Source organism: Roseibium sp. R5 (genome assembly GCF_055755305.1).
This window is the reverse complement of record NZ_CM146910.1, coordinates 1,052,988-1,067,515: the sequence shown is the minus strand read 5'-3', so window position 1 is coordinate 1,067,515 and position 14,528 is coordinate 1,052,988. Positions and strand designations below refer to the sequence as shown.

Annotated in this window: 9 protein-coding genes; all 9 read right to left on the bottom strand. The window is 56.7% G+C overall.

All coding sequences use genetic code 11. The annotated features are described in order from the left end of the window. Positions 1-73 precede the first annotated feature (73 nt). Positions 74-943: a l-ornithine N(alpha)-acyltransferase gene (gene olsB, locus AC0J4F_RS04795; RefSeq protein ID WP_473026402.1), complete on the bottom strand. Its 870-nt coding sequence runs from the start codon at positions 941-943 to the stop codon at positions 74-76. A gap of 315 nt (positions 944-1,258) precedes the next feature. After that, complete coding sequence (locus AC0J4F_RS04790; RefSeq protein WP_473025578.1) at positions 1,259-3,721, bottom strand: hybrid sensor histidine kinase/response regulator; 2,463 nt, start codon at positions 3,719-3,721, stop codon at positions 1,259-1,261. A 131-nt stretch (positions 3,722-3,852) separates the two neighbouring features. Then, positions 3,853-5,649, bottom strand: coding sequence for an IlvD/Edd family dehydratase (locus AC0J4F_RS04785; RefSeq protein ID WP_473025577.1), 1,797 nt, complete (start codon positions 5,647-5,649; stop codon positions 3,853-3,855). Positions 5,650-5,733: 84 nt separating this feature from the next. After that, the gene (locus tag AC0J4F_RS04780; RefSeq protein WP_473025576.1) at positions 5,734-7,302 is read right to left on the bottom strand and encodes an HAD family hydrolase; all 1,569 of its coding nucleotides are present in this window, start codon (positions 7,300-7,302) and stop codon (positions 5,734-5,736) included. 597 nt (positions 7,303-7,899) lie between these two features. Further along, a complete protein-coding gene (locus AC0J4F_RS04775; protein WP_133952682.1) occupies positions 7,900-9,621 on the bottom strand; it encodes an ABC transporter ATP-binding protein in 1,722 nt (573 codons plus the stop codon). Positions 9,622-9,631: 10 nt separating this feature from the next. After that, positions 9,632-10,576, bottom strand: coding sequence for an ABC transporter permease (locus AC0J4F_RS04770; protein WP_133952681.1), 945 nt, complete (start codon positions 10,574-10,576; stop codon positions 9,632-9,634). Between the two features lie 12 nt (positions 10,577-10,588). Then, complete coding sequence (locus tag AC0J4F_RS04765) at positions 10,589-11,563, bottom strand: ABC transporter permease (protein WP_040451209.1); 975 nt, start codon at positions 11,561-11,563, stop codon at positions 10,589-10,591. A gap of 73 nt (positions 11,564-11,636) precedes the next feature. Next, complete coding sequence (locus tag AC0J4F_RS04760; RefSeq protein WP_473025575.1) at positions 11,637-13,220, bottom strand: ABC transporter substrate-binding protein; 1,584 nt, start codon at positions 13,218-13,220, stop codon at positions 11,637-11,639. A 132-nt stretch (positions 13,221-13,352) separates the two neighbouring features. Beyond that, entirely contained in the window at positions 13,353-14,513 is a 1,161-nt protein-coding gene (gene argE / locus AC0J4F_RS04755; protein WP_473025574.1) for an acetylornithine deacetylase, read from the bottom strand. Between the last annotated feature and the right edge of the window lie 15 nt (positions 14,514-14,528).

Sequence of the window (14,528 nt, the reverse complement as noted above, 5' to 3'; positions counted from 1 at the left end):
GCGGCGATTTAAGGGGGCGTTAAGCCTTTCGGAAATTGGGCTTCAGAATGGAGATTCGATCTACAACGGACGATTAGCTGGCGTAGCGGCTCGCGTCGGCGCCATAGTAGTTTACATACCGCGTGTTCAGTTCTGAAACCGGCATCACGATCAACACGTCGGTCGTCCCGAACTGATGGTCAATCACCGCACCGTCGCCGACAAAGGCTCCCAGACGGAGATACCCTTTGATGAGCGGTGGCAGCGCCCGGAGGGCTTCTTTCTGGTTGATGTCGGCAGCGGGCCTGCGATTCATGTCCACAAAGCGGTTCTCGACAGCGCGAACCCGCCATGCTTCCGGCGCAAGGGAATTGTGGTGCAGAAAACCCAGCTGATCAGCCATGGCGTCGGGGTTGGTCCCTTCAATGGATGCACAGCCCAGCATGACGTCGATTTTGTGCCGCAAAATGTAAGACCAAAGACCGTGCCAGAGCAGCTCGATGGTCTTCTTGTTCCGGTAAGGTTTCAGAACGCAGGACCGGCCAAGCTCCATGAACCGTTTGCCGGGATTGGCATCGATCAATGACTGGATGTCGTATTCTGCGGATGTGTAGAACCCGCCATGCCGGTCCGCAACATCCTGGCGCAAAACGCGGTAGGTGCCGACGATTTCGGGCTTCAAACGGCCGAGCTTGTTTCGCTTGAGAGAGGCGTGATCAACGACCAGAAGATGGTCGCAATAGGCATCGAAAGGATCGGCGTCGCGCCGTGTCGCCAAAGTCTGTGCGTCGGCAACCGCGGACATTTCTTCATAAAACACTTCATAGCGAAGGCGCTGGGCTTTTTTGACTTCCTTGAAATTGCGCGCCATGCGCACTTCGAGGGATCCGATACGTCCAAGAGTTTCGCCGGTTTTGACCGGCATCTGAACGGCCCCGTGCGGGACAGCTGGCAGCGGGCGCATCGCAGGCGTAAATTTCCGCACCAGTTTTCTTGGAGAAAATAGGTTCTGGCGCATCATGGACGGTCCACCCTTGGTCTGTTTCTTATCGAAAACCGGGCCGGATCATTGCATTGACCGCTTGGATCTCCGCCAGTCTTCCTATGCCGGCTCGGATTGCGAATCTAGGCTGGCTCTGGATTGACAAAGCCGTAGACCATACTTTTCCGACATCTGCATGACATTGGGTTGAGCCCGGCGTCTTTCAAGGCCAGCTTATATTACAAGATGGTTATTGGGAAATCTGCCGGTCGTGAACCGCTGGCGGGAGTCCGCCGGTTAGCCGGCAGCTTTCATCCGTCCAATTTCCGCAAGAGCGTTTGAGATATCGTCTACCGACAGTGGTTTCGTGAGATAGCCCGCGGCTCCAACGTCGGCCGCCTGATCCCGGGCTTCCTGCATAACATCAGCCGTGACAATAAGGACCGGCACTTCAGGGCGTCCACTATCACGCTCGTCGCGGCGGATTTGCTTGACGGCGCTGATCCCGTCAAGGCCCGGCATGTGAAGGTCCATGAGGATCGCATCAAATGTCCCGCTTGCCGCTTCGACGACAGCCTTTTCGCCGTCCACGACCATCACAGGGACGTGGCCGAGCTTGCGCAACATGGCCTCGCTGAGCAGGCGGTTGATGTCATTGTCTTCTGCGACGAGCAATTTCAGCGGCCGGCCGGGTACCGCGGCACGGTTGGAGAGGAAACTGTTTTGAACGGGTTCTGCACTGACGTCCCAGGCATGGTCGGTGGTCTCGGCGTCCAAAAGGCCCGAGAATACCTGAACAAGCGTGTCAATGCGCACGGGGCGGATCAGATAAGCCGCATAGCCGGCTTCCCGTAGATGCTCGAGGCGGTCACGCTCTGGCGGTGAGATCAAGACGACAGCCGGTGCTTTACACCCGCTCAGGTGCGCCGATGCCAGCCATCCGGCGCTGTCCGAAAGCGCCGAATTGTCAACGACAAGCAGGTCAGCAGCCATGAGAGCCGTATCCAGCCCTTCGTTGCCAGGTTCCAGAACCGAGACTGTCGCGTCATGCTGTTCCAGCCGGTTGGCAATCAGGGGGCACTCGATCCGGCTGGAGGTGACGAAAACGATCTTCCTGCCGGAAAACTTCTCCAGGCGCGGGTCTGTTGTTTCGGTCAGATCTTCCGGGATTGGCAGGGAAACTTCAAAAAGTGCACCGCCTTCTGAAGCCGGGCGCGCGCTGATGCCGCCGCCCATCAAGTGGGCCAGTCGTTGCGCGATGGCCAGGCCAAGGCCGGTGCCGCCAAACTTTCTGGCTGGTCCATGATCGACCTGTTCAAACTCCTGGAACAAGCGTTCCGCCTCGTCGGCGGCAAAACCGATGCCGGTATCCCGTACAACCAGATCAAGAAAGCTGCCACCTTCAAGGTTCGGACGGCCGTAGAGCTCAACAGCAACACCGCCTTCATCGGTGAACTTGACGCCGTTCCCGATGAGATTGAAGAGGATTTGGCGCACACGGGTCGCATCGAGCGTGACGTGTTCCGGAAGCCGGGAATCGATCAACGTACCAATTTCGAGGTGCTTCGCATGGGCTTTCGGCGCCAGCAGTTCGACCACGCTTTCAGCCAATGCACCGACTTTAACCGGGGCGGCGTGAATATCCAGTTTTCCTGCCTCAACCTTTGAAAAATCGAGCACTTCGTCGATCAAAAGCAGCAAGGTTTCGCCTGAGGTTTCCAGTGCCTCGATATAGGCGCTCTGTTCCTTGGTCAGGCGTGTGTCGCGCAGCAAAGCTGCCATGCCGAGAACGCCGTTCAGCGGCGTGCGGATTTCATGGCTTACCGTTGCGAGGAATCGGGATTTGGCTTCGTTGGAGGTTTCAGCAGAGTGGCGGGCCGCGAGCAGCTCTTCTTCGATCAAGCGGCGCTCGGTGACATCGCGCAAAACTGTCTGGACCAATTGCCGGTCGGTAGCCGTGTCCCGGACCGGAATATCGATCCGGGAAAACCAGCGCTCGCCCTGGGCGGTGCGCAGCCGAAGGTCACCAAAACCAATGCCGCCGTTGTTTTCCGCCGGTGCATCCAGATCGAATATCTCACCTGCAGCCTTGTTCGCGATCGGCAACTGCATCAGCCGCCCGGGCTGCAGCTCATGGTTTTTTCCAAAAACATCGTCCGCAGCGGAATTGGCGTAGGTGATCGTGCCGGCTTGGTCGCGCCGGATGACCACGTCGCCGAGCGTTCCAAGGATACTGGCGTGCCGTTCGTCGGACTCACCGAGTTCCCAAGCCCGGTCTTCCAATTCCTCACAACGCGCCATCAAGCGGCGGATCTTTTCGTCCTTGTGCTGCAGGGACTGGATAGAGCGCTGCATGTCATCGGCAAACAACCGCCAAACCGCCAAACCACCTGCAAAAAATGCCAGTCCGACCCCGAAGAAGCGGTTGATACCTTCTCCGGCGGCGACATAGAGAGCGGCCGCCAAAGCGACGACCAGCCCAACCGTTGCTAGGTTCTGAAGTGCTTTTGCAGGCGCATCCACCGGAATGTCTGTGGCTCGGCGTCCGGGGCCAACTTCCGGGATGTCATCGAAATCGAACGTGGTCCGGCTGGGCCGCTTCGCGCGGGTGTCGACCACAGCACCGTTAAGGTCGATGTCGCTGGTATTCGCGGCGATGGTGACCTGCTCTTCAGCAGACGGATCGGTGGCGCGCTGCTCTTTGTCCAGAGCAGCGTCCATCTCGTTAGACGACGCTGTTTTGCTGGTGTAACTGCCCAAGAAACCTACTCACTACAAGACCCAGTTCAGGTCACAGTGCACGGGAATCTTTGAAAAATCGTTTCATTGGCAGTTTTTCCGAGGATGTAAGTCTCCTCGGGAGTTTTCGGCACGCACCGATATCTTTTCGCTCAGTGATTGTCGCGGGGCAGACCTTTGTGCGCGACGTCCTGATATTTGACCGCGGGCTCCAAAACCATGCCCTTGTCGAACTGGGCCACCATACCGCGCTGGATTTCCTGCCAGGGCGTTTGGCTCTCGGCAACTTGGAACCCTCCGCTTTCTTCAAGCTGTGCGCGGCGCTGGGCCAATTCTTCGTCCGATATGAGAATGTTGGCTGATCCTGCTTTCAGATCGATCCGCACACGATCCCCGGTTTGCAACACCGCTAATCCGCCCATTGCTGCGGCCTCGGGAGCTGCATTCAGGATCGAGGGAGAACCTGATGTGCCGGATTGACGGCCGTCGCCGATGCATGGCAGGGCCGTGATCCCCTGTTTGATAAGCGCTGCCGGGGGCTGCATGTTCACCACCTCAGCCCCGCCCGGGTAACCGATCGGACCTGTTCCGCGAACGAACAGCATACAGTTTTCATCGATCTCCAGCTCCGGATCGTCAATCCGGTGATGGTAATCCTCCGGACCTTCGAAAACGATCGCGCGGCCTTCAAAAGCATCCGGGTCGTTCGGATTTGAGAGGTAGCGGTTGCGGAACTCTTCAGAGATCACGCTGGTTTTCATGATCGCGCTGTCGAAGAGGTTGCCCTTCAGGTTCAAGAACCCGGCCTTTTCCAGCATCGGCGCGTCGAATGGTTTGATGACATCGGGCAGATCGGTGACAACGCCGGTGCAGTTTGCCTCAATCGTTTTCCCGTTTGCTGTCAGCGCGTCTGGATGCGGAATTTGTCGATGGCGGAGTAGCTCGGCAACAACAGCCGGGACACCGCCCGCGTGGAAGTAATCTTCACCCAAATAGGCGCCGGCGGGCTGAAGATTGACCAGAAGCGGCACGTCATGACCAATCTTCTGCCAATCGTCATTCGTGAGCTCGATCCCAAGATGCCGGGCGATGCCGTTCAAATGAATTGGAGCGTTTGTGGACCCGCCAATTGCCGAATTCACGACGATGGCGTTTTCGAAGGCTTGCCGGGTCATGATGTCGGACGGTTTCAGGTCCTCATAAGCCATTTCCACGATCCGGCGGCCGGTTTGATAGGAGATGGCGCCGCGTTCCCGGTAAGGCGCTGGAATGGCGGCCGCGCCCGGAAGCTGCATACCAAGAGCTTCGGCGAGAGAATTCATGGTCGTTGCCGTGCCCATTGTGTTGCAATAGCCAACAGAGGGAGCGGAGGAGGCGACAAGATCCATGAAGCCTTCATAGTCGATGTCGCCCGCGGCCAGCATTTGCCGGGCTTTCCAGACGATGGTGCCCGAACCTGTACGCTCTCCCTTGTGCCAGCCGTTGAGCATCGGGCCGACCGACAAGGCGATTGCCGGGATGTTGACCGTCGCGGCGGCCATCAGGCAGGCCGGTGTGGTCTTGTCACAGCCGATAGTCAGGACAACCCCATCAAGCGGGTATCCATGCAGCAATTCGACAAGACCGAGATAGGCAAGGTTCCGGTCGAGCGTTGCGGTTGGCCGCCGTCCGGTTTCCTGAATCGGATGCACGGGGAATTCAAATGCGATCCCGCCAGCGTCCCGAATGCCTTCGCGCACACGCTTGGCAAGCTCAAGGTGGTGGCGGTTGCACGGTGAGAGATCCGACCCTGTCTGGGCGATGCCGATGATCGGTTTTCCGGACTGCAGTTCTTCGCGGGTAATCCCGAAATTCAGATAGCGTTCGATGTAAAGCGCTGTCATCCCCGGGTTGTCTGGGTTGTTGAACCAAGCGGCAGAACGGAAATTCGGAGTCTTGGTGTGTGTCATCGGCGCCTTACCCTCTGTTCCCCTCACGGCAGAGGGTGTGAGCCGATAAATACCCGCTCGAACAGGCTTGTAAAGCGCATTAGATCAACTCGCCGCGATCAGGCTCCCTGCTTTCGTTTCTTGTTTGGGATCCGCAATAGAATAACGCGCGAAAGCCCAGAGGACGGTGAGACTGACAAGGAATAGAACAGGGGCCGCCGACATGGGGAGCAGCATCGAACCACCGCAAACCCCGCACAAAATCGACAGGCCCGACAAAAACCGTTGCGCGTGGGCGGCGAGCGCCGTGCGTCGCATGGCAAGGTCCTTAAGTGCAGGAAAAGCGCCGATGTCTTCGGTGTTGCTCACAGCCAGGATCACCGTTTGCGGCGTGCTGTGATCTTCCATGGTCTTATGGACGGATCTCAACTCCAAAGAGGTGCGATCCTGCGACAAGGTCAGCACCAAAGGTTGTTGATCGCCCAAACAGCGGTATGCCGCTTCCACTGCGCTTTCGCCGGGACGCGGGTCTGCAACCGGTTCAAGGCCCAGCATGTTGGCAAGGGCTTCGCGCGTCTTTTCACTGTCCCCGCTATAAAGCCAGGGCACGAGACCTTCCCCGCGCAAAGCAAAGGCAGCAACACCTGCATCCTGACGCAAGGTGCCTTCAAGGCCTAGGACACCGACTACCCGGCCGCCCACAGCAACCCGCAGAACCGTTTTGCCGTCCGCTTCAAGTGAGCGGGCAATGGCGTCGGCGGTGAAGCTGTCGATCTTGTGCTTCTGCATCAGGTTGGCCGTGCCGATCACGACACTTTGCCCGCCGAGTAAAGCGACTGCGCCCAGCCCAGGCGCTTGCTCGAAGCGATCGGGCCGCTTGATGTCGACACGCCATTGCTCCGCCAGTTGGCGCAAAGCTTCTGCGACGGGATGATCGCTCCTGCTTTCAGCCGATGCGGCAACGGCAAGCAGTGTTTTGGGTTCATTGTTGAAAGCCATGACATTGGTCACCACCAGGTTTGGGCCCGACATTACGGCAGCCTTGTCGATGACGATATCGCGGGCTGACGCGACCTGGGCGAATGCAGCAGTCCCAAGGCTCCGAACACCGGCGGCCCTGGCCGCTTCCAAATAGACCTTGTCAGCAAAGGCGTTGATGCCATCAACGAGATAGGGCCAGGAGAGCACCAGGCAGACAACAGCCGCTATCGGTGCCTGATCAGGATTTACGCCAAGCCAAAGGGTGCCGCATAGAAGGCTGAGTTGGCTGGAAGCAAAAGCTTCTTTGAGCCCGGTCCGTTCGCCACGTGGTGGCAGGATCCAAACAGCGAGTGCGCGAAGGATCATCATGATGCTGGCGGAAAACGCAGGGGCATGGGGGGTGATTCCTCCGGCTGAAATGAATGGGAGGAAGGGATCTACAATCAGCAGACCTCCGCAAACGAGCGCCGTTGCATAGTTCAAGCTCCGTCCAGCCGCGGCTTCCGGACAGAAAGCCAGACTGGTGGCTGAGAACAGAACCGACATCGCGCAGAGGCTGATAACGGACACAGTGTTTGGTTCTGTGCCTGAATGCGCTGATGCTACGGCGAGAAGAGTTGATGCGATTGCGATCAGTGTCGCCCTGCTAATGACTTCCAGTGAGAGAGCCGGCTTTTTTGCGGCCTGTTGCATGATGATCCCCGTTCCCTGTGCTTTCCCGGTCGCGTGATGCCGGGTGTCGCTCCGGATTGAAAATGCAGTACAGGCGGTCTGCACTTCAATCTGGCGGTCAGATAGCTCCAACGGAGGACGGCTTCGTCCCTTGGCAAGAATACCGATGATTTGGTCGATTGGATCGAAATGAAATGCCAGAGAACAAAGAAAAACAGAGTTTATATGAATTAATATGGAAAATAAAATTAGGACAAATTTCAAATAAAGAAATAAAAAATCATTACAACGAATTTCTGATTAGAAGAATAGACTGTTTTTTATAATTATAATTTAAAAAATGCGCTGAGATAACTTCTCAAGGATCTGAATTACGATTGATTGGCAATTGAATATCCCCGAAAACACTAAATGGAAAAGACTTGAAAACAGGGGCGGCAACAATTGCCGGGTCCTGAGTCCACTGTGACTATCGCTGGGCGGCAGATCGGGAATCAGGAGTGTCTGCAGAGTCAAGTGGACGACTCAGGCGAATCTCAAAAAAGACTCATAAACAGTGACTTAGCTGGTTTGGGACACTGTCCCGCGGAAGGCGGGACAGTGCAAAGCTTTGAGGTATCAGGCTGTTTCCAGATTGGCTCGGGACAGCAGTTCCATTGACGGCATCAGATTGAGAAGCTGCTGCGTATATTCGTGCTGCGGGTTTTCAAACAGTTGATCGCAGTCCGCGACTTCGCAGAGCTCGCCGTTGCGCATGACACCGATCCGGTTACACATCTGGCGGATTACAGCGAGGTCGTGACTGATGAACATCATAGTCAGCCCGAGCTCTTCTTGCAGATCCTTCAGAAGATTGAGAATCTGTGCTTGGATCGACACGTCCAACGCGGATGTCGGTTCATCGCAGATCAAGAAACGCGGACGGGTCGCGAGGGCCCGCGCAATTGAGATCCGTTGGCGCTGACCACCGGAAAACTCATGCGGGAACTTCTGGCCCGCGGCAGCGCCCAAACCGACATGATCCAGGAGATCATCCACGATCTGGCGGACTTCAGAATTGCTGGAGGCCAGTTTGTGGAACTTGATCGGCTCGGCAATGATGTCCTTAACCCGCATCCGCGCATTGAGCGACGAATAGGGATCCTGGAAGATCATCTGCATCTGCCGGCGCATCGCCAAAATTTCTTTCTGGTTCTTCAGTGATGTCAGTTCCGTCTTGCCGAAGAGGATCGATCCACCGCTCGGGTGATAAAGCCCGGTAATCACACGTGCGATCGTGGATTTACCAGAGCCACTCTCACCGACGACACCGAAGGTCTCGCCTTCGTGAATATCGAAACTGACCTTTTTGACCGCATGGAAGTATTCCCGCTTCGAGGGGAAAATCGATCCCTTGGTCTCAAAGCGCATCTCCAGGTCCCGTATCTGGACCAGAGGCCCTGTCACCTTGTCATAGTCCCGGGACTTGCCGAGCCAGTGGGTGGAGATGTCGATATGTTTTTGCGGCGTGCCAGCCTTCTCGATGTAGTTGACCACCGGGAATCGCTCGACCTTGATATCTGGCCGGGGAACGGCGGAAATCAGGCTCTGCGTATAAGGATGTTTCGGAGCGCCGAGGACCTGATTGGTTTCCCCGTACTCCACCAACTCGCCGTGATACATCACCGCAACATGGTCGGTAATGTCCGCAATCACGCCCATGTCGTGGGTGATCACGAGCATTGCAACGTTTCGTTCTTCACAGAGCTTTTTCATCAGCTCTAGGATTTGTGCCTGGATGGACACATCAAGCGCTGTAGTCGGCTCATCAGCAATCACAAGCTCCGGCTCGGCGCACAGTGCGAGCGCGATCACAACACGCTGGCGCATGCCGCCGGAGAACTGGTGCGGGTACTGTTTGATACGCTCAGCCGGACTGGGAATGCCGACCGCGTCGATCAATTCAATCGCCCGCTGCTGTGCTTCCTTTGCAGAAAGCGGCAGGTGCGTGCGGATAGTCTCCACCAGCTGAGATTCGACCGTCTGCAACGGATCCAGCGAGGTCAGGGGATCCTGGAAGATCATGCCGATCTTCCGGCCCCTGAGCTGCCGCATTTTCTTGTAGGGCAGTTCATCGATCCGCTGGCCATGCAGATAGACTTCACCGCCTGCAATGTGGCCGGGCTCCTGTAGAAGTCCGATCACGGCGTTGCCGACGGTGGACTTGCCAGCGCCCGATTCCCCGACCACGCCGAGGATCTTGCCGGCATCCACTTTCAAGCTCACCCCTTCAACCGCAACGAAAACCGATTTGCGGCCCGGGAACTCGACCCGAAGGTCTTTGATATCTAGGACGTTCACGGGAGGCACCTCAGCGCAGTTTCGGGTTGAGGGCGTCACGCAACCAATCGCCCAACAAGTTGACGTTCAAAACCAGCAGAGCCAGCGCAATGCCCGGGAAAATCGCGATCCACCATTCCCCGGAATAGAGGAAGTCGTTGCCGATGGCGATCAGGGTGCCGAGAGACGGCTGGGTGGGCGGCATGCCGACGCCGAGGAACGACAGGCTGGATTCTGTGACAATCGCTAGCGCCAGATTGATGGTCGCAATAACCAGAACTGGACCCATCACGTTCGGCAGGATGTGGCGGACCATGATGATGACCGAAGGAATGCCGATCACGCGGGCTGCTTGAACATATTCCTTGTTCTTTTCCACCATTGTTGACCCACGTACGGTCCGGGCGTACTGCACCCAGAACGACAGCGCGAGCGCCACGATCAGGATGTAGAAGGCGAAGACTTCTCGGTCGATCCCGCCGAAGATGCCGGCGGCGACACCGTCAATCAGAAGCGCGATCAAAATGGCCGGGAATGTGAGCTGAACATCGGCGATCCGCATGATGATCGCATCGACACGTCCGCCCATGTAACCGGCGACCAGACCGGCGGTGATGCCGATGATCGCGGCAGCGATGACCGAACAGAAACCGACAATGAGCGAAATCCGCATGCCGTAGAAGATGCCGGACAACAGATCCCGGCCCTGATCATCTGTGCCGAGCAGGAAGCGGGGGTCGGCAAACTCCATCCAGACCGGTGGAACGCGAGCGTCCAGAATGGAAATTGTCGCCAGATCAAACGGATTGTGTGGCGCGACCCAGGGTGCAAGGAATGCGACCAGGAACAAGATCAGTGTCATCACTGCGGCAACTACGGTGACCTTCGAGCGCAGGAAGGAGTGGAACAGGTCGCTGTCGATGATGCGTGCGAGGCGGCCTTTCGGCTCGCTGTTCGGTGTGGAGACATCAGCCATGGTCAAGTCTCCTTATGGCCGTCCGACCCGCAGACGCGGATCGATGAAGAAATAGAGAATGTCGACGATGAAATTGATCGCGACAAACAGGAAAGCAGTCAGCAGCAGATAGGCCGACATGATCGGAATATCGACGTTCTGAACAGCTTGCAGGAACATCAAGCCCATGCCAGGCCACTGGAAGACGGTCTCCGTAATGGTGGCAAAGGCGATGATCGACCCGAGCTGAAGACCGGTGATCGTGATCACAGGAACCATGGTGTTCTTCAGCGCGTGCCGGAAGTGGACCAGCCGGTCTGGCAAACCGCGTGCGCGGGCAAACTTGATGTAGTCGGTTCGGATGACTTCTAGCATTTCCGCCCGGATCAGGCGCATGATCAAGGTCATCTGGTACATGCCGAGCGTGACCGCCGGTAGGATCAGAGCTTTCAGGCCGGAAACCGTCAGGAAGCCTGTTGTCCACCAGGACCCGACCTGGACGACATCGCCGCGGCCAAAGCTTGGCAGCCACTGCAGCGTGACCGAGAACAGGAAGATCAACAAGATCCCGATGAAGAAGGTGGGCAGGGATATGCCGATCAGAGACACTGATAGAAACAGTTTTGAAATCGCCGATTCGCGATTGAGACCGGCGTAAATACCCATTGGGATGCCGACAACCAGCGCAAACATGAAGGACGCGAAACTGAGCTCAAGCGTTGCCGGAATACGTTTGGCAAACAGCTCCGAAACGGGTTGTTTGAACTGATAGGATGTGCCGAAGTCGAACTGCACAGCATTGCCGATGAAGCGGGCGAATTGGACAGGGATGGGGTCGTTCAGACCCAAACGCTCGCGCAGTGCTTCACGTTCTTCAATGGATGTCTCGATCCCGACCATCTGGTTGATCGGATCTCCGACGAAACGGAACATGGTGAAGGCGAGCAGCGCCACCACCAACATGACAATCATCGCTTGAAGCAAACGACGTGTTGCAAAACCTATCATTTCGGCTCTTTACGTTTTCAAGAAAAGGCGCCCCCGGCGGAACCGGGGGCGCTTCATTTTTTAACAGGACCGCTTAGTTCTTTGTGACGAAGCGGAAGTGGAACTGGTTGTCCGCGCGCTGGACGAGCTCAACGTCGTCCGCAACGCCCCATGCCAGACCCTGCTGATGCAGCGGGATGTAGTAGGCATTATCGTGGGAGATCTTGTAGGCTTCCGCGATCATGCCGTCGCGTTTCGCCGGATCGTTTTCAACCAGGATCTGTTGTGTCAGCTCATCGATTTTCGCATCGCACCAGCCACCGTTGTTGAACGGAGAGCCTTTGCCAGCTTCATCGCGGCAGTTCATCAGGTTGGACAGAACGTTGAAGCTGTCGAAGGAACCCGGGGTCCAGCCAAGCAGGTAGAACGACGTATCGTAGCCACCAGAGGCCAGGATCTTGGCGAAGTACTTCGCTTTCGGCTGGGCGTTCAGGTCAACCTTTACGCCAACGCGGGCGAGCATTGCAGCAACGGCCTGACAGATGGCTTCGTCGTTGACATAGCGATCGTTCGGGCAGTCCATACCGACAGAGAACCCGTCCGGATAACCAGCTTCTGCAAGAAGATCCATTGCAGCCTGCGGGTCATACGGATAGCGCTCGAACTCATCCGACTTGGAGAACAGGAACGGGGAGATCATGATCGCGGACGGTGTTGCGAGGTTGCGCATCACTTTCTGCTTGATCGCTTCAATGTTGATGGCCTGGTAGAACGCTTTGCGAACCTTGGCATCCTTGAACGGGTTTTTGCCCTTCACGTCGGAATACAGCAGCTCATCGCGCATCTGGTCCATGCCGAGGAAGATCGTGCGCAGCTCAGGACCTGTCAGGGCGACAGTGCCGTCATTGTCGTTGATGCGTTTGATGTCCTGGATCGGGATCGGGTAAACCATATCCATCTCGCCGGACAGAAGCGCTGCAACGCGGGTTGCATCGGATCCGATCGGAGTGAACTCAACGGTGGTCAGGTTGTGAGACGCGGTGTCCCACCAGCCGTCGTTTTTCTCATAAACGGTTTTCACGCCTGGCTCATGGCTGACCAGCTTGAACGGGCCAGTGCCGTTCGCGTTCAGGGCCGCATAGTTCGGGGTGGTGTCGGAAGCAGAGGTGACTTTGACCGCGTCGTTGGCCTCGGTCCACTCCTTGTCCATGATGTAGAACGTGTCCCACTCATAGTGCAGGATCGGGTTCGGACCGGTCAGAACGAAGTCGACGGTGTAGTCGTCAACAATCTCCACCTTGGCATCGCCCGGAACGCGGGTTGTTAGGTCGGACCCTTCGGAGCGGACACGGTCAACGGAAAAGGCGACGTCTTCAGCTGTAAAGTCGTTGCCATTGTGGAACTTGACGCCTTGGCGAAGGTAAAAACGCCAGCGGTTCGGCTCGACAACTTCCCAGCGCTCGGCAAGGCTCGGCTCGATCTGCAGGTCTGCACCGCGGCGGGTCAGACCTTCATAGGTGTTGCCAAGGGCGGACAGCGTGAAGGTTTCGTTGAGGCTGTACGGGTCAAGGGCGTTCAATGTCCCCTGAAACGCAAACTTCAATGTTTCCGCCTGCGCAGCGGATGCCACGCCAAACGTTGCCACAGCAGCAGCAATCAATTTGGTTTTGGTATTCATAGTCCCCTCTTCAGTGCTATTCAGCGCTTATGTGAACTCGTTGTTGTTCAATTTTTTCTTCACGACCGGAAAGTCGTAAATTGTGCCAATTATGACAGCGTTGGCGGAATGCATCAAATCGGATTTCTCCGATTAGCGCAAAACTTTTTCACACAGGTCATCCAGAAAATTGGCACATTTATCAAGTTCCGTAAGGTCGATAAACTCATCGGCCTGATGTGCTTGGTCGATTGATCCGGGTCCGCACACCACCGTGGAAAGGCCATGTTCCTGAAACTGACCGCCCTCTGTAGCGTAGACAACGACATGACGGCCGTTGTCACCGGTCAGGCGCCGGACCAATTGCTCCGCGGTTCCGTCTGTTTCTTCGGCAAGCCCTGGAACCATGGCAAGGACATCGATATCAATCCGGCAGTCCTTTGAGATCTCCTGCATGTCAGGAAGAACACGGTCTGCGGCATATTCCCGGTATGCCGAAATCCAGTCTTCCAGGTTTTCGCCGGGCAGCAACCGGATATCTGTCATGAATTCGCAGGTCTGCGCCGTGATGTTATGCGCCTTTCCGCCCTGGATCGTGCCGCAATGCAAGGTCGTGTAGGGCGGGTCGAATGGACATTCCGGATCTGCTTTGGCTTTGTTCTCTTCGGTCTGCCCGTCTAGCCATGAAATGAGTTTCACTGCGGCGGAAATTGCAGACACCCCGCGGTGCAGCTGGCTGGAATGTACCGGATGTCCGTGGACCCGGGTTTTCAGAACGGCAATTCCCTTATGCCCGGTAACCACCTTCATGTTTGTCGGCTCTCCAACGATCACCGCAGACGGATGCGGCCCCTCGGCCAGCATCGCATTGATCATCGGCGGCGCGCCGAAGCAGCCCACTTCTTCATCGTAAGACAGTGCTATGTGGATCGGTTTAGAGAGGTTTGCGCCTAGAAAATCCGGTACTTTCGCTAAAACTGTTGCCGCAAACCCCTTCATGTCGGCGGTGCCACGCCCGTAGAGGCGGCCGCCATCCTCCCATGCCGAGAACGGATCCGACGTCCAGTTTTGCCCGTCGACGGGCACCACGTCTGTGTGTGCCGACAAAACGATACCACCATCGATATTTGGCCCGACGGTGGCAAACAAGGCGGCCTTTTCACCCGTTGCGTCCGGGACACGCACGGCGGATACGCCGTGACTGGACAGGTACTCTTCGACAAATGAAATAAGCTCGAAATTGCTGCGATCGGACACCGTGTTGAAGGACACGAGTTTCGTCAACATTTCCCGCGGTGTATAGGTGTTTGGCACGTGCGCCCCGGCTAT